Genomic DNA, 19,333 nt, shown 5'->3' with positions numbered 1-19,333 from the left:
CGGCCGCCGCTATCGGTGAGCGATGCGGGCGGCCTGCAGCACGCCCGGCGGATCGCTGGCCACCGGCGGAAGGTGGATCTGCAGCTTGTTCGTCACCTCGAGCGGCCCCGTGCTCTTGCGGGTGCCATCGTTCATCACATAGTCGGCGTTGTAGTAAAAGACGATGTCCGGCGCCCCGCGCGGCCGATATAGCGTGTAGTAAAGCGGCAGCGCCTTCACGATCATGTCCGTGGCGGGCGGGATCATGTTGTAGGCGATCAGGTTGACCGCCGACACCGATCCGCCCCGCCCGGAGCCCTGGTCCGGCTGCGGCGCCGTGCCGTGCAGGGATCGCATCAGGGTGAAGCTTTGCTGCGCCGCCTCGTGCAGTTCGGCCAGAACCGCCCCCTTCGCATCGGCGAATTGCATGATGTTCAGCGACACCTGCTTGACCAGCGTCCAGTCGATCTCGTTGGTGAAGATCTCGACGCTGTAGATCTCTTCGGTATCCTTGATGATCAGCGCGCGGCGGCTGTAGGGCACCTTGACATTCGACAGCGTCGCAACGTCGCCATCGCCGTAGATCACCTGTCCGTTCAGATCGAAATAGGCGGTCTGCGGATCGGGCTGCGCCTGGAACGTCCAGGTCGGCGAGACTGATACGCCGGTCTGCGATTGGGGCACCCAGCCGTCCCAGTTGTAGTTCGGCGGCACTTTCTGCGACGGGTTCTGGTCGTCGTGATAGGCGCTGTTGATGCTCATCTCGAGGAAGCCGCTGCCGCCCTGAATCCTCAGCGCCCGGAGCGAGAAGGTCGTCAGATAGCGCTGCGGCGTGAGCACGAAAACGGTGTCGGCGTTGTTCGATCCGAACCGCGCGTCGGGCTGCACCGTGATCACATCCCCGGATGCCAGCTGATAGCGCAGGCGATAGTTGTATTCATTGGCGATCGGCACATGATAGGTGGAGGAAAACGCCACCGGCGTGTCGTTTTCGGTCATTTCCTTGGTCTGCAGCTTCGGCGGCTGCCCCGCGGGGGGCGTCTCGAAGAAGTCGATGAAAAGCTTCCGGACCTGATATTGCGTCCCGTCCTTAAACGGGATCCCGGTGCCAAGGAAGGTCACGTTGCGCAGGCCGAGACGGTTGGGCCGGAAGGTGACCCGTGTCGCCCGGTCCGGGATCCAGTCGGAGGTATAGGAGGGCTCGCCGCCGCCGAAATTGACCGTGTAGCGATAGTCATAGCTCGGGTCGAAGGCGCCGCCGCCCGGCGCGCGATAAACGACCGCGCTTTCGCCGCCCGTGCCCAGGCTCAGCTTGAAGCTGTTGTCGGTGGTGCGGGTGGGGTAGCGGACCTCGACCTCGACATCCTCGAAGCCGATCACGCCTTCCGCATCGGTCGGATCGCCGGCCAGTTCGAAGACCACGACCAGTTCGCGGTTGTCGACCTCGTGATAGAGTTTTTCCCAGATCGCGGGCTCGAACCGGGGCAGGAACCGCGACACCGGCGTGCTCCATTCGACGATCGCATCTTCCGCATAGGTCAGGAAGATGTCGCTCACCACCGAGATCGGGTTCTGGTTGCCGGTGGCCTGGCGCTGCGCCGTCTCGATCGCCGAGGCGACCTGCGTTTCCAGCACGCTCCAGGCCCAGTCGCGCACCATCTGCACCACTTCGGGGGTGCCGCCGACGCCCGGCGTCACCTTGACATCCCCCGCGCCCGAGGATTTCAGATTCTGCTTCACCTCGACCAGAACCTGTTGCGACTTGCCCCAGGTGTCCTTCTTGGTTTCATAGGTGCGCTCGTAGTCGATCGCCACTGAGGCAGTATATTTCACCTCGGCCTTGGCGCCCAGCAGCTGCGTCAGCACCCCCATCGAATAGTTGATCGAGAAGGGCGCAAGCCCCCCCGCGCCGGTGAAAGCGCCGACAAAGGTGTTGACCGCCGCCTCCGTCTCCAGCTCGACAAGGAACCGCGCGACATTGGAGCCGAACAGCGAGGGCGAGACGCAGATCTGCTGGCCTTCGGATTTGCCCTCGACCGGCAGGTCGAAATCGAAGAACACATCGCCGCTGGTCCAGGTGAACTGGCCCCAGGCCCGGATCTCGGGGATCTGCTCCTGCGCGGCGCGCTTGGCGTCTTCGGGGGCGAAAAGCTCGACCTCGAAGGTGCAGATCCCGGCGCTTCCGTCCTGATTTTTCAGATATTTCGTCAGGTTAAAGGCCGGTTGACCGTTGTCGACGCGCAGCCGCGGCACGGGAACCAGATACCACAGACCCTTGTCCTCACGGTCCTGAAAAACGGTCACCTGCAGTTGATTTCCCTGGCTGTCCTTGTAATCGACTTGTCGGGCGGTGGTCACGTCAAACATGATGTCGTCCTTTTCGGCAACCATGGGTTGTATATATTTCAGGCATTTCAACCCTGATGCTACACCGTTTCGAGCAAATTCAAAGCGGGATGTGAACCGGTCGTAACGCCTTTGCGCGTATGGATTATTCAAAAAGCAACCCCTGATTGTGAAATAATCTTCCGATTCGCGGCGCGTTTCCGGCCGAAAGCGCCTCGGGGCGGAGGGAGCTTCCGGCCTCCGGTGCCGTCCGCGCGGTCGGTCCGGTCCGCGGCGATGGCGCCGACCCTTTCCCGCCAAAACGAGTCTTGTCGTGAAACCAGAGGGTTGGGGCATCACGGGAAAGCCGCTCTGGCCCGCTCTGGCACGCCGGTCCGGTCGGGACGTCAAGCCGGGCAGACGCCCTTGCGGCGCGCGGCAGGGGCGGTCCTGCGGCATTTTGTTACCATATAAAAACACTCAAGAATCGGTCTTGACCCCTGTCGATCCGGGCTATTCAACTGAGGCGTGAACAGGCGCAAGCGAGACGGGACAGCGAGACGATGAGCAAGCACGACGACGAGGATCAGCCGCGCAGCCCCGGGCGGGGGGAGCCCGGGGTGGGCGCGACGCCGCCGGTGGGGTGGTATTATTTCGGGCCGGAACCGCCCTGGGTCGCGGGCTGCGCCCCCGGCTGGGGGCCGCAGGCGGGGCCGGGGCAGGGCGGGGCCGGTTGGGGCGGGGCGCAAAACGGCCCAAATTCCGGGTTCGGCCCGGGTTTCGGGGCGGCTCCGGGGCCGCAAGAGCCCGACAACCGTGATCTGATGCAGGCCTTCGACCGTCTTGCCCGCGGCGATGTCTCGGCCGAGACGCTGGGCATGCTGTTCAACCTGCGCGACCGCGATTTCTGGAAGGGGGCGGTGGCGGGCTCTGCCGTTGCGCTGGCGCTGGCCAATCTGCCCGCGCTCAAGGCGATGTTTGCGGGCCTGGCCGCGCAGGGGTTTGGCATGGGCGGCATGGGCGCCATGGGCACCCCGCCCGCCGCGGCGAAACCCGCCCCCACCACAGAGGAGAGCTGAGATGTCTTCGCAACCGAAAGCCGCACCGCTGATGCCCTCGACCACGCAGATCCTGCGGGCCGGGGTGAACGGCGCCGCGATCACCGGCGCCTGGACCGCGATCAACGAGGGGATCCGGGTCCGCAACGGCCAGACCACGACCGATGCGGCGCTGCGCGCCACCGCCAACAGCGCCGCGATCGGGGCGGGGGCGGGGGCGGTGGCGACGCTCGCCTCGCATCTGGCGCGCAATGCGCCCGCTCTGGGGCTGGTCGCGCTGGCGGCGGGGGTGATCTATTTCGCCAGGTCCAGCCGCAAGGCCGCGCCCGAAACGGCCCCCGACGCGGGCTCCGAAGAAGCGGAGGCCGCGCAATGACCGAGACCAATGCGCAACCCCCCGCGACCCCCGAGGCCACCGGCCAGCCCGGTCTTCTGTCGAACCCGCGGTTTCTGACCGGGGCGGTCGTGGGCGGTCTGGTGACTTACGTCCTGACCAACGAGGCGGCGCAGCGCAAGCTGATGGGGGGGCTTGCCCAGCTCTGGCTGGGGCTGCAGGGCGGGATGGAAGAGGCGAAGGAGCGCTTCCGCGATGCGCAATCCGAGCTGCGCGCGCAGCAGCGGAAATAGAGCCGAAGGGCAGGTGGCCGGATGCGTCCTGATCTTTCCCTGACCGGCGGCCTGCCCGCCCGTATCCACCCTCTGCGGATCGCCCACGAGACGCCCGGGCGGCTGCGGCTGAAACTGCCGTGGCTTGTCCGGCCCGGTCTGGACACCGAGGCCCTTGCCCGGGCGCTGCGGCAGATCCGCGGCGTCACCTCGGTCCGGCTCAACCCGCAGGCGGCCAGCGTGATCCTCGGCCATGACGGCACCGCCGCCACCCGGGCGCGAATCCTTGACCGGATCGGCCGCCTCGACCCCGATCAGCTGCCGGTCCATCCGCCCGGAGCCGCGGCGGCGGGCCCCTCGGCCGCGCCGATCGTCGGCCGCCTGGCGCTTCTGGCCACATTGCCGGTGCTGCCGCGGCCGCTGGGGCGGGCGCTGGTGCTTTGGGCGATCGCGCCGCGGGTTCTGGGCGGGCTTGACGCGCTTGTCAGCAAGGGCGTCTCGGTCGAGGTGCTCGATGCGCTGGCGGTGTCGCTGGGCGTCGCGCGCGGCAGTTTCGGCACCGCGCTGACCACCGATCTGATGATGGAAGCGGGCGAATATCTCGAAGAGACGACGATGCGGCAGTCCGGCGCGCTTTTGCAGGCGCTCTTGATGCCCAATCCCGCGACGGCGCGGGTCGAGCGGGCGGGGGCGGTGCTGGATCTGCCCTTCGATCAAGTGGCGCAGGGCGATATCGTCGTGGTGCAGACCGGCGAGGCGGTGCCGGTCGATGGCCTGGTGATCGCGGGGGCGGCGCAGGTGAACGAGGCCTCGATCACCGGCGAAAGCCTTGCGGTGACGAAAGAGCCGGGGGCGCTCGCCATTGCGGGATCGACGCTGGAAAGCGGGCGGTTGCGGATCCGCGCCGAGCAGGTGGGGATGCAGACGACGACGGCACGGATCGCGGCGCTGATCCGCGGCGCGCTGGACGAACGCTCGGAGACCGAGAAACTGGCCGGGGCGCAGGCGAACCGGCAGGTCTGGATGACGCTGGGCCTTGGCGCGGCGACGCTTGCCGTGACGCGCGATCTGCGGCGGCTGTCCTCGGTGTTTCTGGTCGATTATGCCTGTCCGATCAAGCTTTCCGCCCCGGTCGCCGTGCGCGCGACGATGTCGGCGGCGGTGGCGCGGGGCATCCTGATCAAGGGCGGTCCCTCGATCGAGAAGCTCTCGGCCGCCGATACGTTCGTCTTCGACAAGACCGGCACCCTGACCGAGGGGCGGCTCGATCTGTGCGAGGTGCTGCCGCTGGACGGGCAGACCGAGGCCGAGGTTCTGGCGCTGGCGGCGGCGCTGGAACGGCAGGCGCAGCATCCGATCGCCCGGGCGATCTGCGGCGCGGCGCGGGCGCGGGGGCTGGCGGCGGATCTGTCCGGCGATGTGACGGTCGAGGTCGGGCACGGGCTGCGCGCCGAGGTCGGGGAGCGGGCGGTGCTGCTGGGGGCGCGACATTTCATGGCGCGCGAGGGGGTCGATTTCAGCCCCCATGCGGCGCGGATCGAGGCCCTGGCCGAGGCCGGAAAGATGACGCTTTACCTGGCAATCGGCGGGCGTCCCGCGGCGCTCTTCGGGCTGCGCGACCGGCTGCGGGCGGATGCGCGCGAGACCGCCGACCGGCTGCGCCGCGCCGGGGTGACGCATCTGGTGATGCTGACCGGCGATCGCCGCGCCCGGGCCACGGCACTGGGGCGCGACCTCGGCTTTGACGCCGTCCATGCCGAGTTGCGCCCCGAGGACAAGGCCGAGATCCTGGCGCGGCTGAAGGCCGAGGGGCGGCAGATCGCCTTTGTCGGCGACGGCATCAACGACGCGCCCGCGCTCGCCTCGGCCGGGGTCGGCATCGCGATGGCGCAGGGCGCCGACATCGCCCGGGCGGCGGCCGACATCACGCTCTCGGAAGACCGGATCGGCGCCGTGGCCGATGCGCGCGAGGCCTGTGACCGGGCGATGGCGATCATCCGCACCAACACCACCCTGGCGCTGGCGATCAACACCGGGCTGTTCGTCGCCGCCTCCTCGGGGCGGCTCTCGCCGGTCGCGGCCTCGCTGCTGCACAACGGCTCGACCTTCGCGCTTTTGCTGCATGCGCTGGCGCAGGCGGGCTTTCCCGAGGGCCGCAGCCGCGCCTGACGCGAAGCGAGCGCCAGGATGCATCTTGGCCCGGATAATTCTTGACAGAATCGCTTTGGTTTCGCATCCTGCCGGGGACAGGACGGAGGCTTCCATGGTCTGCTGCGTGCATCACATCCCCGGCCGCGCCCGTTTCAAGATCGAGGCGCTGCGCCGCGATGCCGATCTGGCGCGCAAGCTGCATGAGAAGGTCGGCGCGCTCGAAGGCGTGCTGGCGGTCGAGGTGAACCGCGGCGCGGCCTCGGTGATCGTGCATTACCATGTCGAGCGCGGCGAGCTGGGGGCGATCCTGGATCATATCTGCGCCCATTGCCCGAAGGCCGCGCTGACCCGCCCGACGGCATGGCCCGCCGCGAACCGCACGACTGCGCCGATTCCGGGGGCGCAGATCCCGCGCGCCAAACTCTCGCCCGAGTTCAAGCAGGCGATGACCGTGGCGATGAGCAAGGCGGTGCTGAACACTTTCATCACCCGCATCGTCGCCGCCGCGATCTGACCGCCCCGCCTCTCGCCTTACCGCCTGCGCCGCGGCCCCGGATCAGGGCTTCTCAGTGCGTTGATCCGTCCGCAGGAACGCGCCCCCGCGCCGCTCCGGGGCAAGGAGGGCCCGCGCCGTCTCCGCTGCCGTCTCCGTTCCGGGGAGGCGCGAGATGGCGCAGGATCGTCGCGGCCAGCGCCTCGACATTTCCGGGCCTGAAATACTGCCCATGCGCCCCGCGGAGGATCTCGACATGGTGGCCCGCGGGATAGGCGCTGCGGAACACCTGCTCCGGCGCCGCGATCTGGCCATAGGGGTTGAGATAGCTGCCCGCGCCGAACAGCAGCAGGGTGGCGCCCGGGTAATGCAGGAAGCGGCCCTGTTCCATCAGGATGGTCAGCGCGACCTCGCGGCCCTGACGCATCAGCGCCAGCCCGACCTCGCGCATCACCAGCCCGCCCTGGCAATTCCCGCCCAGACAAAGCGGGCCGGTCGGGGCGATGGCGGTGATCTCCCCGGCATAAAGCCGACCAAGCGCCATCAGCGTATCGGCATCATAATCGACCGCCAGATGCCCCGAGCGCAGCCCGAAAAGCGAGACCGCCCCGCCCAGGCTTTCGCTCAGCCGGGCGAATTCCTGACCGGCCTGAAAGCACCAGAACAGCTTTTGCGCCGCACCTGCCTCTCCAAGGCTGCGCACCAGCCCGGCCCGGCCAAGCCGCCGCCCCGGCCAGGTGGCAAGATGGGGCAGGATCTTTGCGGGCAGCGCCGCGGCGATCCCGGGCGCGGCGGGCGCGGGCGGGGCCCGCAGCCGCGCATCCACCATCAGCCCCAGGACTTCGACCGTATCGAACCCGGCCTCGAACCCGGCATCAAGGGCGATGCCGAAAGCGTCCTCGATCGCAAACAGCAGGTTGGCCATCGAGAGAGAGTCGATCCCGGCCTCGCGCAGGCTGTCGCGCGTGCCGGCGATGACCCCGGTCCCGACCTCGGCGTCGATCAGCGCCATCAGCTTCGCCTCGGTCGCGGTGCCGGTGCGGCGGGCCGCGGCGGGCCGCGTCAGCTGCGGCGGCACCGGCAGCGCGCTGCGGTCACGCTTGCCATTGGCATTGCGCGGAATTTCGGGCACCGGCAGGAAGACCGCGGGGACCATCCAGCCGGGCAGCTGCCGCTGCAGCCGGGCGCGCAGATCGACCGGATCGGGCGCGGCGGCGCCGGGCCGCATCACCAGATGGGCGATCAGACGATCGGCCGAAAGCGGCGCCGCAAGGCAGGAGACCGCCGCGTCGATCACCCCGGGCAGGGCGCAAAGGGCCGCCTCGACTTCCCCGGGCTCGATGCGGTGGCCGTTGACCTTCAGCTGGCCGTCCATCCGCCCCAGATACAGAAGCCCGCCATCGGCGCCGACCCTGGCCCGGTCGCCGGTGCGATAGATCCGCGTCTGGCCAAGGCCGGGCAGGTCGACCACCGGGAACTGCTGCGCGCTCAGCGCGGGCAGGTGGCGATATCCCGTGGCGAGGCCCGGCCCGAACAGGCACAGCTCCCCCGTCGCGCCCGGGGTGACAAGTTCAAGGGCCTCCGTCATCACGCAGGCGCCCATGTTGTCGAAGGGCCGCCCGATGCTGACGGGCTGGCCGGGGGTGCAGCGGGCGAAAAGCGCCTCGATCGTGGCTTCGGTCGGCCCATAGGCATTGAGAAAGACGCGCCCTTCGCCCCAGCGCGCGACCAGCGCGGGCGGGCAGGCCTCGCCCGCGACGATGACATGGGTCAGATCCGGCAGCTCTGCCGGGGGGATGATCGCCAGCGCCGAGGGCGTCAGCGACAGATGCGTCAGCCGGGCCTCGGCAAGGAAGCGGCCGACGGGCGGGCCGGGGATCGCCTGCAGATCCGTGGGAAAGACCAGACAGGCCCCGGCGGCCAGCGCCATCGCCATGTCCCCCACCGAGACATCGAAGCCGAAGCCGCTGAGCTGCGAGACCCGCGCGCCGGGGGCGATCTGGAAGTGCCGGACCGCGGCGGCGGCGTAATTGGCAAGCCCCCTGCGCGAGATCTCGACCGCTTTCGGCGCCCCCGTCGTGCCGGAGGTGAAGATCATGTAGGCCGTGGCTTCGGCCGCTGCGGGCACCGGACGTCCGGGCGGCCCGGGGGCATCGTCCCGCTCCGGCAGCTGGCCGCAGGGGACGATGCGCAGGCCGATCTCCGGCAGCGCCGGGCTGGCGGCATTCACCACCACTGTCCGCACCTGGGCGGTTTGCAGCATCTGCCGCAGCCTTTCCTCGGGCAGCGCCGGGTCAAGCGGCACGAAGACGGCGCCAAGCTGCAAGGCGGCGAGGAAGGCGGTCACCCGGTCCACCGAGCGGCCAAGGCAGACACCGAGGCTGTCGCCCGCCCCGACGCCCGCGGCGGCCAGACGGGCGGCAAGCTCGTCGCTGCGCCGGAGCAGATCGGCGTAGCTCAGCCGGCGCGGCCCCATCTCGACGGCGGGTGCGGCGGGCCGCCGCTTCGCCTGCGCGGCGACAAGGGCGAGCAGATCGGGCGGCGGGGGCCGCCGCTCGCCAAGCAGCAGGCTGGGGGCGGGGGCGGGGTTGGAGGCGGGGGCCGGGACGGATGCGGGGGCCGGGACGGATGCGGGGGCCGCGCGGGGCGCGGACGGTTGCGACAGCGCCGCGGCGATCTGCCGGGCCAGCGCGGCGCCGCTTGTCCCCGCCATGACAACAAGCGTGTCGTCGCCCCGCAGATCCTGTCCGAGCCGCGCCAGCAGGGCGCCGAGCTCCGCGACAGGTTGCCAGACAAGCCCCGCCGCGCGGCAGGCCGCGGCCAGCGCGGCATCGCCATCGCCCGCCCGCGCGCTTTCGCCCAGTGCCGCGACCGGCAGGATGTAGCTTTGGTCCGCCGCGCCCAGCGCCTGCGCGAAGCGCCCGGCCATGCGCGTCACCCGGCTGTGCAATTGCGGCTCGAGCACGGCGATCAGCCGCCCCGCGGTCGTTTCGCGCAGCACCGCCAGAGCCGCCGCGATCTCGGCCGGGTGATGGGCGAAATCGTCATAAAGCCGCGGCCCGCCGCCGGTGTCGAGGCGCTGCAGCCGCCGCGCGATCCCGGGAAACCCGGCCAGCGCCTCGGCCGCGACCCGGAACCCGATGCCAAGGCGCAGCGCCATGCCCAGCGCGGCCAGCGCATTGAGCATGTTGTGCCGCCCCGGAACCGCCAGCGCGAGCCGCCCCAGCTCTGCGCCCTGCAGGAAGACGCTGGCGCCCCCGGCCGCGTCCGGCACCCCCCGCAAGCCGTTGCCGTCCTGAAAACCATAGGTCAGCGCCGCACAGCCCGCCCGGCGCAGGATCTCGACGACCTGCGGGTCGTCGCCGCAGGCCACCGCCTGCCCCTCGGGCGGCAATCGCGTCAGGAACGCCGCGAAGGCCTGGCGCAACCCGGTCAGCCCGCCGTAGTGATCGGCGTGCTCATCATCAAGATTGGTCACGATCGCCTGCGCGGGCTGCCACTGCGCCAGGGCGCCATGGGCTTCGCAGGCTTCGGTCACGAAAGGCGCCCCGGCTGTGCCCAGCCGCGCGGGGGCGATCCCGGGATCGGCGAAGGAGGCCCCCAGCATATAGCCGAAATCGTCCCGTCCCGCGGCGGTCAGGATCCGGATCAGCATCGCCGTCACCGTCGATTTGCCATGGCTGCCCGCGACGCAGATGGTCTGACGGCCCGCGATCACCTCGGCCAGCGCCTCGGCGCGGGTCTTGACGGGAAGGCCCGCGCGCCGTGCCGCCCGTCGCTCCACATGGGTTTCCGGAATCGCCGGGCTGGCGACGACACAATCGGCCGCCCGCGCAAGGGCCGGATCCGCCCCCGAACGCACCGCGATCCCTTGCGCTTGCAAAAGCGCAAGACGCGCCGGGGCGCAGAGATCGTCGCTGCCGGTCACCGGCTGGCCCGCCTGCCGCAGCAGCAGCGCCAAAGGCAGCATCCCGCTTCCCCCGACGCCGATCAGGTGCATGCGGGCGAGGTGGGGGCGGGCGAGCTGCGGGCGGGTCAGGTGTGAGGGGGCCGGGTCAGACATCGCCCAGATCTCCCTTGCGGGCATAGGCGCCGATCTTTTCCAATTCCGCGAAGACGCGCGCGCGGCCCTGCGCGGTCTGCCACCAGGTTTCCGCGGCAAGATCGCCGGGATCGTCCGGGGGCTGGGCGATCAGCCGCACCCCGGCCGGGACATGCGGGCGCAGCGTCATGATCGCGCGCCGCATGTGAAAGGGCTTGGCGCACACGGCAAGACTGCGGACCTGCGCCCAGCCCAGTTCCTTCTCGATCAGCGCCGCCCCGAAGGCCGCGTTCTCGGCGGTGTTGCGGGCGGTCTTTTCAAGCAGCAGCGCGCTTTCCGCCACGCCCGAGGCGAGGGCATGATCGCGATAGAACGCCCATTCCACCGATCCGTCGATGGCCGTGCCCGCGCCCGAGAGCAGCAGTTTCGGGGTCAGCCCCGCTTTATAGAGTGCGATGGCCGGATCGAGGCTGCTGAGCGTCGGGCTGCAGAAGACAAAGGCCAGATCCACGGCTTCCGGGGGGCATTTCTTGAACAGGAAGGCGCTGATGGCGCTTCGGCTATCGTATGGGTTCACACGGCGTCCTCAAGTCGGCGCATTCGTGCCGCGACCATAGCCGATATTGATCTCGGGACAATCGAAAACGGCGCCGCCCGCCGCGTCCTCGGGCCGGCGACAGCCTCAAGGGATCGGCGCCGGGGGGCGCAAGCGCCGCGCTTCCGACGCGGCTCCCCCCGGCAAGACCCGCGTCGGGAAGGCGCAGCGCAGATCGCTCGGCGCGATGCCCAGCCGGGCGCGGAACTGCGCGCTCATATGCGCATGCGAGGCAAAGCCGCAGGCGGCGGCGATCTCGGCCAGCGGTCGGGGCGTGCTGCGCACCATCTCCAGCGCCCGGTTCAGGCGGCGGGCCAGGATATGGGCGCGCGGCGAGCGCCCCGTCACCTCGCGAAAGGCGCGGGCAAAGAAGCCGGGCGACAGGTCCAGCGCCGCCGCAAGCTCCGAAACAAGGAGAGGTTCGTCAAGCCGCGCCTCGATCAGGGCGTCGATCCGGCGCAGCCGCTGCGGCGTCATCCACCCTTTGGGGCGGGCCGGGGCGGCGCCATTCACCGCCGCAAGCCGCGCGGCCAGTGTCAGGATCTGCGCTTCGGCCTGCAGCGGATCCGCGCCGCCCAGAAGCGTTCGGCGCAGCGCCTGTGCCGCGACCTCGGCGCCCCGGTCCGGCAGGTCGCGCATCGGTCGGTCGGGGCCGCAAAGCCCCTCGATCCGCAGATAGGCGCCGCCCCGGTCGGAGGCGGAATAGACATCGCAGCCGGCCGGGACCCAGGCCAGGCCCCCCGCCCGCGCGACGAAGACCTGTCGGCGGTCGGCGCCAAAGGCATGTTCCCCCGTTTGCGGATCAAAGGCAAAGCCCAACACCCCGGCGTCCGGGGTGTAGCGCACCGAATAGGGCGCTTCGGGCCAAAGCTCGGCCCGCCAGCGCCCGATCTGCGCCCGAAGAACCCCCGTGCCCGGGGCGGTCTGCTGCGATGCCTTGCCCATGGGGAGAGCCTAGCGCACCGCGCGCCGTCGTGCAGCCCCCCGCGCAGCCCCGCTTGCGGGTTTGGCGCAATTTCATGTGCGATCCGTGAAAGCCCGGCGCCCTGAGGGCTGCTACAGCGGCCCGAACCGGAAGCCCGAACCGGAAGCCCGAAACAGGAGGGTGCGATGCAGTTCACCGATGACGAGATCGCCGATGCCGTGTCGATCCTGCGGCCGCGCGTGCCGCCCACGCCCGCCTATGCCTGGCCGCTTCTGGCGGCGCGGCTGGGGCTCGAGGTGATCGTCAAGCACGAGAACCACACGCCCACCGGGTCGTTCAAGGCGCGTGGCGGGCTGGTTTACATGGAACGGCTGCGCCGGGCCGCGCTGCCGCCGGGGGTGGTGACCGCGACGCGGGGCAATCACGGCCAGTCGATCGCGATGGGCGCGCGGGCGGCGGGCATTCCGGCGCTGATCGTGGTGCCCAAGGGCAATTCGGTCGAGAAGAATGCCGCGATGCGGGCCTTTGGCGGCGAGGTGCTGATCGCGGGCGAGGATTTCGACGCCGCCCGGGCGCGGGCCGCCGCCGAGGCAAAGGCGCGGGGGTATCGGATGGTGCCGTCGTTCCACCGCGATCTGGTGCAGGGCGTCGCGACCTATGCGCTTGAGCTGTTTTCCGATTGGCAGGGGATCGACGTGGTCTTCGTGCCGGTGGGCATGGGCTCGGGTCTCTGCGGGCTGATCGCGATGCGCGATCTTCTGGGGCTTTCGACCGAGATCGTCGGCGTGGTGGCGAAGGGCGCCCCGGCCTTTGCGCGGGCCTTTCGCGCCGGTCATCCGGTGCCCGGCCTTGCGGCGCAGACTTTCGCGGACGGGGTTGCCTGCCGCGAGCCGCCGCCCGAGGCGCTGGAGGTGATCCTGCGCGGGGCCGCCGATCTGATCGAGGTGACGGAGGAGGAGATCGCCGAAGCGATGCGGGTGCTGTTTGCCGACACCCACAACCTTGCCGAAGGCGCAGGTGCCGCGGCGCTGGCGGGGCTGATGCACTGTCGCGCCCGCCATGCGGGCAAGCGCGCCGCGGTGATCCTGAGCGGCGGCAACATCGACCGCGAGATCTTTCTGGAAGTGCTCGCCGGGCGATGCCCCGGTGATGCAAAGGGGCCCGGATCCTGACCCGGGCACAGGCGAAACGGGGGCGGGTCAGCGCGCATCTGGACGCGGCGCTTGCCGGGCAGGCCGATCCGCTGGCGGCGCTGGACCAGCTTGGGCCGCTGCTTCTGGCCTTCATCAGCAGCGACAAGGCGGTCATCCTGAACCGCGCCGCCATCGTCGATGCCGCCGAAACCGGGCGTCTCGCCGAGGTGATTGCGACGGGCCGCTTTGCCCCCGACACGGACCCGGCCGAGGCGGCCGAGACCTATGTCAGCCTGCTTTTCGGCGAGGGGCAGATGCGACAGGCGCTGGGGCGGCAGGCGCCGCTGACGCCGCCGCAGATCGCGGCCCGGGCGGAGCGGGCCTTTGCGCTGACGCGCCGTCTTTTCGCCAGCGCGCCGTGACGGCTTGACTGCGGGGTTTCGCCCGACCGCCGCCAGATCCTCGGGCGCAGGCCGCGGCCCGGTCGCGCCGATGTTATCGGCCAGCTGATCGACCCGCTTCGCGCCGACGATCACCGAGGTCACCACCGGCTGATGCAAAAGCCAGGCCAGCGCCACCTGCGCCACCGAGCAGCCCCGGGCCGTGGCGATCCCGCGCCGTATTTGCCCGAGGGAAACCCGCAGGCCGCCCGGTTGCCGCAAAGACAGGCCCGCAAGGCTGCGGGGCGCGACGCCGATCCTCGCGAAATCTTGCACGATCCTCTCATTCGCGCCGATTGCGGGCTGCGCGATCACGCGAAGACGGATAGCCTGCCGGTCATGGACACGGACAGCCTTGCCCCGCTGAGAGACGCGATCGCCCGCCTGTGGCAGGCGCATGGCCGCGAAACGCCCCTTGAGGGGCTGTATCTGACCGCGGTTTCGGCCCCGACCGGGCCGATTCATGCGGTTTACCGCCCCTCGCTCTGCGTCGTGGTGCAGGGCGCCAAGATCAGCATGCTGGGGGACCGGGCCTTTTGCTATGACGCGGGAAAATGCCTGATCGCCTCGATGGAGGTGCCGATCCGTGCCGAGATCACCGAGGCCACGCCGGAACGCCCCTATCTCGCCTTCAGCCTGGCGCTGGAGCCCGCGACGATCACCGACCTGCTGTGCGAGATGGGCGCGGCCGCCGATATCCCGCCCGGCCCGGCGCTGGCGGTGCATCGTCTCGGGGCCGAGCTGCAGGAGCCGCTGTTGCGGCTGTTGCAGCTGTGCGAGCGGCCGCGCGATGTCGCGATCCTCGCGCCGCTGATCCGGCGCGAGATCACCTGGCGGCTGCTGCAGGGCCCGATGGGGCCCGCGCTGCGCCAGATCGGGCTGGCGGGCAGTCCCGCGGCGCGGATCGGCCGCGCCATCGCGCAGATCCGGGACAGCTTCGCCGAGCAGCTCCAGATCGCGCGGCTGGCCGAGGTCGCGGCCATGAGCCCCGCCACCTTTCATCGCCATTTCAAGGCGGTGACGGCGATGACGCCGGTGCAATATCAAAAGCAGCTGCGCCTGCAGGAGGCGCGGCGGCTGCTTTTGTCCGACGCGGCCGATGTCGCCCGGGTCGGCTATGCGATCGGCTACGAGAGCCCGTCGCAATTCAGCCGCGAATACCGCCGCATGTTCGGCGCCCCGCCCGGCCGCGACAGGGTCGCGATCCGAAAGGGGCTGGCGCCGCAGACCGGGGCCTGATCCGCTTTGCCCCACCTGCCATGTACGGAACAGCACCTGCATCTCTGCTTTGCCTGCACACCCCTTGCGCCGGCCCAGACCCGCAGCCTGATCGAAGAAGACCCGAACCTGGTGACCTCTGGAAAAAGCCGGCAGGTGGTGATTGACGATTTCCGAAGAACATAACACGACATGAGAGGAAACCTCATCCTCGCCTCGCGGTCGCAACCAAAAGTTGTTGATCGAGCGGATCGGTCGCGGCATAGTTCGCCAAGGTCTTCTGGAAACATCCGAACTTGAAATGCTTGTCATCACGCCACGCCCGGGCAGGCTCACTCCTGAGCGCGAACGTTGACGGGGCCGCTGGTGATCGCGGGGCGGTGGTCGATGCGAAGGTTCTGTCTCCCCGGCGCGGTTGTCTTCCTCGTTTCGGCGCTGCCCTCCGCCGTGCAGCCCGCGCTGGCGCAAGAAACCACCCTTTTTGCGCGCGACGGTTTCACCCTGCGCTGGCATCTTCAGGGCGGGCTGAATGCGGTCAGCGAAAGCAATCTCTTTTGGGATCTTGCGGCGACAACGGCGCCCGCAAGCGGGTTTGATCCCGATACGGACTGGCTCGAAAGCTACCTCAAGCCCGGGCTCAGCTTTGAAGCGCGGCTGGACGGCGGCGCCGTGCTTTATGGCGGGGCCTCGGCGGTTCTGTCCCATACCTTTGGCACCGATGCCTTCGCCGCGCAGGACAGCGGCGCGACGACGCTTGAAGAGGCCTATCTCGCCCTGCGCGGCGGGGAAAGCGAGGGCATCTCCTATGATCTGTCGCTGGGACCGCGCGAGGTGTCTTTCGGAACCGGGATGCTGGTGGCGAATGGCGCGACGAACGGCTTTGAACGCGGCGCGCTCAAGTTCGGGCCGCGCAAGGCCTGGGAAATGGCCGCCCTCGGCAAGCTGTCGCACGGGCCTGTCACCGGATCGGCTTTCTATCTGGACCCGAACGAATTGCCGGGCCAGGATGGCAGGAATGCCCTGGCGGGCCTTGATCTGCGCTTTGACGACCCGAAAGGGGGCTATATCGGCGCGACTTACGTCGACGTGATCCGCTCCGGGTCGCCCTATCCCGTGGCCGCGCCGGGGGGCATCGGGGCGCCCTCGATCCTTGCGGGCGGGCGCGAGGCGACCAGGACGCTGAACATTTACGCGAAGACAAATCCCTTCGACACCGGGCTGGCCAATTGGGTCTTCACCGGCGATCTGGCCTTGCAGCGGAATGATCGCATCGACATGGAAGCCTGGGCCGGTCGGGTGACCATCGGCTACAGCTTTGCGGACAGGCCATGGTCGCCGATGCTGACGCTCGGCTATCAGACCTTCTCGGGCGATGATCCGGACACTGCGACCCTCGAACGCTTCGACCCGCTCTATTATCAGGGCAGCCCAAGCGCCTGGGCGACGGGGTCGAAATCCGCTTCGACCTTCATCAATTCGAACGTGAACGCCCTGTCCCTTGCGCTGCAGCTCAGCCCCTCGCCCCGGGAGAGCCTGACCCTGCGCTATGCCCATGTTCGGGCCAATGAGCTGAAGAGCCCGATCCAGTTCGGACAGGGAACCCGCCTTGATCCCGATTTCGAGGTCGTGGCGGGCGTGACGACGGCCGATCTGGCCGACGATCTTTTCCTTGAATACAGCCGGGTCATCAACCGCAACACGTTTCTGACCGCCGGTGTCTCGGCCTCCTTTCCCGGGGCCGGAATTGACCGGGTCATCGGCCGGGACGCATCGCCCTGGACAGGAGGATTTGCCAATGTCGTCATCGCCTACTGAGGGGTTCCTGTGGACCGCCGCGCTCGTCCTTGCGCTTGCCACCGCGACGTCCGCCAGCGCCGAGGCGGCGCCGCTCTCGGCGCGGGAGTCCGACCCGCGGGTGATGGGCTGGATGCAGGGCTTCCCCCCGCCCGCGGACAAGATCATCACGCAGCCGGACAAGGTCTATTTCAGCTTTCCGAAACTGCGCTGGTCGGTCTGCCACCTGCGAGAGTTTCTGCCGACCGAGGCCATCAGCCGCGGATTGGGCGCCCCCGTCCCGCTGAGCTATCCCCCGGCGGCGGACTTCGCCGATCTGCGCGCCCGGATCGATGCGCTGTCCTTCCTGCCGATCGGGGCGAGCACACCGATGACCTGGGAAGAGTCGCTCGATGCCAATTACACCGACGGCATTTTGATCCTGCACCGGGGGCGGGTCGTCTATGAACGCTATTCCGGCTGCCTGGACGCGGCCGGGAAACATGCGGCAATGTCGATGACGAAATCGGTGACGGGCCTTCTGGCCGAGATCCTGATCGCGGAGGGGGCACTCGACGACACGCGCCGGGTCGGCGAGATCATCCCCGAGGTTGCCGAAAGCGCCTTTGGCACCGCGACCGTCCGTCAGGTGATGGACATGACGACGGGGGTCAGATATTCGGAAGATTATGCCGATCCGAAGGCCGACATCTGGGTCTATTCCGCCGCCGCCAGCCCGTTTCCGAAACCTGCCGACTACAAGGGGCCGGACGGCTATTGGGAATATCTGGCGCAGGTCCAGCCCGAGGGGAACCATGGCGAGGCGTTCCATTACAAGACCATCAATTCCGACATGCTGGGCTGGATCCTTAGCCGTACCACGGGCAAGGCGGTGACGGATCTGGCCTCGGAACGCCTTTGGCGCCCCATGGGGGCCGAGCAGGACGCCTATCAGACCGTGGACGGCAAGGGCGTGCCTTTCGCGGGGGGCGGGATCAGCCTTGGTCTGCGCGATGCGGCACGCCTGGGTTTGCTGATGCTGAACAAGGGCAGGATCAACGGCGAACAGGTGTTTCCGGCGCAAGTCGTCGAAAAGATCGCGAAGGGGGGGGATCGGACCCGGTTCAGCGGCTATCCGACGCTGCCGGGTGGCAGCTACACCAGCCAGTGGTGGGTCTTTCACAATGCGCATGGCGCCTTTGCCGCGCGCGGGGTGCATGGCCAGACGATTTATGTCGACCCCGCCGCCGACATGGTTCTGGTGCGTTTCGCCTCTCATCCCACCGCGTCCAACACCCGGATCGACCCCACATCGCTGCCAGCCTTTCAGGCCGTGGCGGAGTTCCTGATGCGTCAGGACTGACGAGCGGGGAGGAGGCGCTTCCAGTGATTGAGAAACCCGGGGGTGAATGGCGCAGGGTGTGGATCGAAAGCGTCGTGCTTGAGGCGATACGGCCCTTCGTTCCCTGAGCGGCAAAGGCGCACGCATTGCCCTCGTGCCGACCCGCGCTTCCGCTGCGCCTGTCCGCGATGCGCCAGATCCTCCGCCGCGACATATCCCGAAAGCAAGCGGCGCATCAGCCCTGTAAACCCCGATTTTCGGCCCCTGAGCGGAAAGAGTCTTGGCGCAGGCGGTGATGTTCCTGCGGGCCCGATGGGATCTCGGCAAGCATTCGACGCTCAGGAAGAAAGGGAAATGAGCGCGACCGGTCAGGCCGGATTTCGGCGCGCGATTGACTCTCGGTTAACCTCGATCCGCGAAGCTGGGGGGGCCATCGATTGGGGAATCGCCATGCAACTGTCGCAAATCACCACGCAGCCGCCCGTGGTCTCGAAATACGGTAACGTCACCTTCCTGTTGTGGCGGGGGGCGGAATTCGGCGTCGTCCTGACCGGCGACGGCCGACCGGGGCCCTTCACCGGCCCGTTCTCGCGCGCCGAGGTCGAGGATGCGATCGCGCCCTATGCCCGAAGGATGTGACCCGTCCGCGCTGAAACCCGTCTTGCCCGGCCCGCCCCATGGCGGGCCTTCGCATGACTGGGCCTTGGCCGGGCGGGAAGGGCAGGGCGCTTTCCTTGCGATTCCCCGGTGTCGCCCGGTCGCGTGCAAGAATTTTCCGTCTTTCGCTGGCGCCTTTGCGCAACAAAGTTTCTGGCGTGTTTTGGGGTTCTCTTTTGGGTATTCGATTTTGCCCAATGAATGCTGGGGGTTTGGCGGGCGCGGCGAGAAATTTTGGTGATTTTTGAAAAAGGGGGTTGCGGAGGTTGGTGGGTATCCGTAGAAGACCCCTCACCGAAGCGACGGTGGTTGCGGAAGGAAGCGGACGGAAGCGCAAGCGACTGAAAGCAAACGGAAAACTGGAGATGATACTGGCTGGATGCGCCAAGGGATTGGTGCTGACGGTTGTTTTTGTTTCCTTGCTCTTTGACATTGATGCTATCTGAAGAGATATGTGGGCGGTTTGGTCGTGCAAGCGACTGCGGACCGAGCGCGTATCGCACTCTAGGCCTTGTGCCGATGATGAGTGTTGTCAGCTTCACTGTTTGGCGTGCTGCTACGGCAGAACGACAAGCAGATGTGACGATCCCTTCGGG

Annotated in this window: 15 protein-coding genes and 1 pseudogene; 11 read left to right on the top strand and 5 right to left on the bottom strand. The window is 68.6% G+C overall.

Annotated elements, in window-relative coordinates; all coding sequences use genetic code 11:
* Positions 1-9: 9 nt before the first annotated feature.
* Positions 10-2,346, bottom strand: a complete 2,337-nt coding sequence (locus tag LY44_RS15370; protein ID WP_146707263.1) for a hypothetical protein — start codon at positions 2,344-2,346, stop codon at positions 10-12.
* Positions 2,347-2,867: 521 nt separating this feature from the next.
* On the opposite strand from LY44_RS15370, the gene LY44_RS15365 reads away from it, so the two are divergent.
* The 5 genes from LY44_RS15365 to LY44_RS15345 all read left to right on the top strand — a co-directional run bounded on the left by LY44_RS15365 (position 2,868) and on the right by LY44_RS15345 (position 6,633).
* Positions 2,868-3,383: a hypothetical protein gene (locus tag LY44_RS15365; protein ID WP_055213131.1), complete on the top strand. Its 516-nt coding sequence runs from the start codon at positions 2,868-2,870 to the stop codon at positions 3,381-3,383.
* Position 3,384: 1 nt separating this feature from the next.
* A complete protein-coding gene (locus LY44_RS15360; protein WP_055256397.1) occupies positions 3,385-3,738 on the top strand; it encodes a hypothetical protein in 354 nt (117 codons plus the stop codon).
* Positions 3,735-3,989, top strand: a complete 255-nt coding sequence (locus tag LY44_RS15355; RefSeq protein WP_055213135.1) for a hypothetical protein — start codon at positions 3,735-3,737, stop codon at positions 3,987-3,989. The genes LY44_RS15360 and LY44_RS15355 overlap by 4 nt, the downstream gene beginning before the upstream one ends.
* Before the next feature lie 21 nt (positions 3,990-4,010).
* Positions 4,011-6,137 carry a heavy metal translocating P-type ATPase gene (locus LY44_RS15350; protein WP_211310149.1) on the top strand — a complete coding sequence of 709 codons (2,127 nt, stop codon included), beginning with the start codon at positions 4,011-4,013 and terminating at the stop codon, positions 6,135-6,137.
* Positions 6,138-6,231: 94 nt separating this feature from the next.
* Complete coding sequence (locus tag LY44_RS15345) at positions 6,232-6,633, top strand: HMA2 domain-containing protein (protein WP_065118435.1); 402 nt, start codon at positions 6,232-6,234, stop codon at positions 6,631-6,633.
* A 52-nt stretch (positions 6,634-6,685) separates the two neighbouring features.
* On the opposite strand, the gene LY44_RS15340 is transcribed toward LY44_RS15345, so the two are convergent.
* From LY44_RS15340 to LY44_RS15330, 3 genes are all read right to left on the bottom strand, one after another.
* Entirely contained in the window at positions 6,686-10,675 is a 3,990-nt protein-coding gene (locus tag LY44_RS15340) for an amino acid adenylation domain-containing protein (protein ID WP_111396055.1), read from the bottom strand.
* Positions 10,668-11,231: a YdcF family protein gene (locus LY44_RS15335; RefSeq protein WP_055212030.1), complete on the bottom strand. Its 564-nt coding sequence runs from the start codon at positions 11,229-11,231 to the stop codon at positions 10,668-10,670. The genes LY44_RS15340 and LY44_RS15335 overlap by 8 nt, the downstream gene beginning before the upstream one ends.
* Positions 11,232-11,336: 105 nt before the next feature.
* On the bottom strand, positions 11,337-12,194 hold the full coding sequence (locus tag LY44_RS15330) for a helix-turn-helix domain-containing protein (protein ID WP_055212029.1): 858 nt from the start codon (positions 12,192-12,194) through the stop codon (positions 11,337-11,339).
* A 165-nt stretch (positions 12,195-12,359) separates the two neighbouring features.
* Between LY44_RS15330 and LY44_RS15325 the strand changes: the two genes are divergently transcribed.
* Both LY44_RS15325 and LY44_RS18035 read left to right on the top strand, forming a co-directional pair.
* Positions 12,360-13,346 carry a threonine dehydratase gene (locus LY44_RS15325; RefSeq protein ID WP_055212027.1) on the top strand — a complete coding sequence of 329 codons (987 nt, stop codon included), beginning with the start codon at positions 12,360-12,362 and terminating at the stop codon, positions 13,344-13,346.
* Between the two features lie 188 nt (positions 13,347-13,534).
* A complete protein-coding gene (locus LY44_RS18035) occupies positions 13,535-13,729 on the top strand; it encodes a hypothetical protein (RefSeq protein ID WP_055212025.1) in 195 nt (64 codons plus the stop codon).
* Positions 13,730-13,801: 72 nt separating this feature from the next.
* Here the strand turns inward: LY44_RS18035 and LY44_RS18585 are convergent.
* Positions 13,802-14,146 (bottom strand): annotated as a pseudogene (locus LY44_RS18585) (aldo/keto reductase); the annotation flags it as partial.
* On the opposite strand from LY44_RS18585, the gene LY44_RS15310 reads away from it, so the two are divergent.
* The 4 genes from LY44_RS15310 (at position 14,087) to LY44_RS15295 (ending at position 18,719) form a co-directional block, all read left to right on the top strand.
* Positions 14,087-14,986, top strand: a complete 900-nt coding sequence (locus LY44_RS15310) for an AraC family transcriptional regulator (RefSeq protein ID WP_055212035.1) — start codon at positions 14,087-14,089, stop codon at positions 14,984-14,986. The pseudogene LY44_RS18585 and the gene LY44_RS15310 sit on opposite strands and share 60 nt — an antisense overlap.
* A 366-nt stretch (positions 14,987-15,352) precedes the next feature.
* Positions 15,353-16,780 (top strand): alginate export family protein, encoded by a 1,428-nt coding sequence (locus LY44_RS15305; RefSeq protein ID WP_065118416.1) that lies wholly within the window; start codon positions 15,353-15,355, stop codon positions 16,778-16,780.
* Positions 16,761-18,101 carry a serine hydrolase domain-containing protein gene (locus LY44_RS15300; RefSeq protein ID WP_055212023.1) on the top strand — a complete coding sequence of 447 codons (1,341 nt, stop codon included), beginning with the start codon at positions 16,761-16,763 and terminating at the stop codon, positions 18,099-18,101. The genes LY44_RS15305 and LY44_RS15300 overlap by 20 nt, the downstream gene beginning before the upstream one ends.
* Positions 18,102-18,530: 429 nt before the next feature.
* On the top strand, positions 18,531-18,719 hold the full coding sequence (locus LY44_RS15295; protein WP_136905713.1) for a hypothetical protein: 189 nt from the start codon (positions 18,531-18,533) through the stop codon (positions 18,717-18,719).
* The last annotated feature ends 614 nt before the right edge of the window (positions 18,720-19,333 follow it).

The sequence above is a fragment of the Rhodobacter capsulatus genome (assembly GCF_003254295.1).
Lineage (GTDB): Bacteria > Pseudomonadota > Alphaproteobacteria > Rhodobacterales > Rhodobacteraceae > Rhodobacter > Rhodobacter capsulatus.
This window is presented reverse-complemented; position numbering and strand designations above follow the sequence as displayed.

What these genes read in the sequence shown, in the direction of transcription:
- LY44_RS15330 (WP_055212029.1), bottom strand. Translation starts at nt 12,194, where the DNA reads ATGGGCAAGGCATCGCAGCAGACCGCCCCGGGCACGGGGGTTCTTCGG.
- LY44_RS15325 (WP_055212027.1), top strand. Translation starts at nt 12,360, where the DNA reads ATGCAGTTCACCGATGACGAGATCGCCGATGCCGTGTCGATCCTGCGG.
- LY44_RS15345 (WP_065118435.1), top strand. Translation starts at nt 6,232, where the DNA reads ATGGTCTGCTGCGTGCATCACATCCCCGGCCGCGCCCGTTTCAAGATC.
- LY44_RS15355 (WP_055213135.1), top strand. Translation starts at nt 3,735, where the DNA reads ATGACCGAGACCAATGCGCAACCCCCCGCGACCCCCGAGGCCACCGGC.
- LY44_RS15295 (WP_136905713.1), top strand. Translation starts at nt 18,531, where the DNA reads ATGCAACTGTCGCAAATCACCACGCAGCCGCCCGTGGTCTCGAAATAC.
- LY44_RS15300 (WP_055212023.1), top strand. Translation starts at nt 16,761, where the DNA reads ATGTCGTCATCGCCTACTGAGGGGTTCCTGTGGACCGCCGCGCTCGTC.
- LY44_RS15365 (WP_055213131.1), top strand. Translation starts at nt 2,868, where the DNA reads ATGAGCAAGCACGACGACGAGGATCAGCCGCGCAGCCCCGGGCGGGGG.
- LY44_RS15310 (WP_055212035.1), top strand. Translation starts at nt 14,087, where the DNA reads ATGGACACGGACAGCCTTGCCCCGCTGAGAGACGCGATCGCCCGCCTG.
- LY44_RS15340 (WP_111396055.1), bottom strand. Translation starts at nt 10,675, where the DNA reads ATGTCTGACCCGGCCCCCTCACACCTGACCCGCCCGCAGCTCGCCCGC.
- LY44_RS15360 (WP_055256397.1), top strand. Translation starts at nt 3,385, where the DNA reads ATGTCTTCGCAACCGAAAGCCGCACCGCTGATGCCCTCGACCACGCAG.
- LY44_RS15370 (WP_146707263.1), bottom strand. Translation starts at nt 2,346, where the DNA reads ATGTTTGACGTGACCACCGCCCGACAAGTCGATTACAAGGACAGCCAG.
- LY44_RS15305 (WP_065118416.1), top strand. Translation starts at nt 15,353, where the DNA reads ATGCGAAGGTTCTGTCTCCCCGGCGCGGTTGTCTTCCTCGTTTCGGCG.
- LY44_RS15350 (WP_211310149.1), top strand. Translation starts at nt 4,011, where the DNA reads ATGCGTCCTGATCTTTCCCTGACCGGCGGCCTGCCCGCCCGTATCCAC.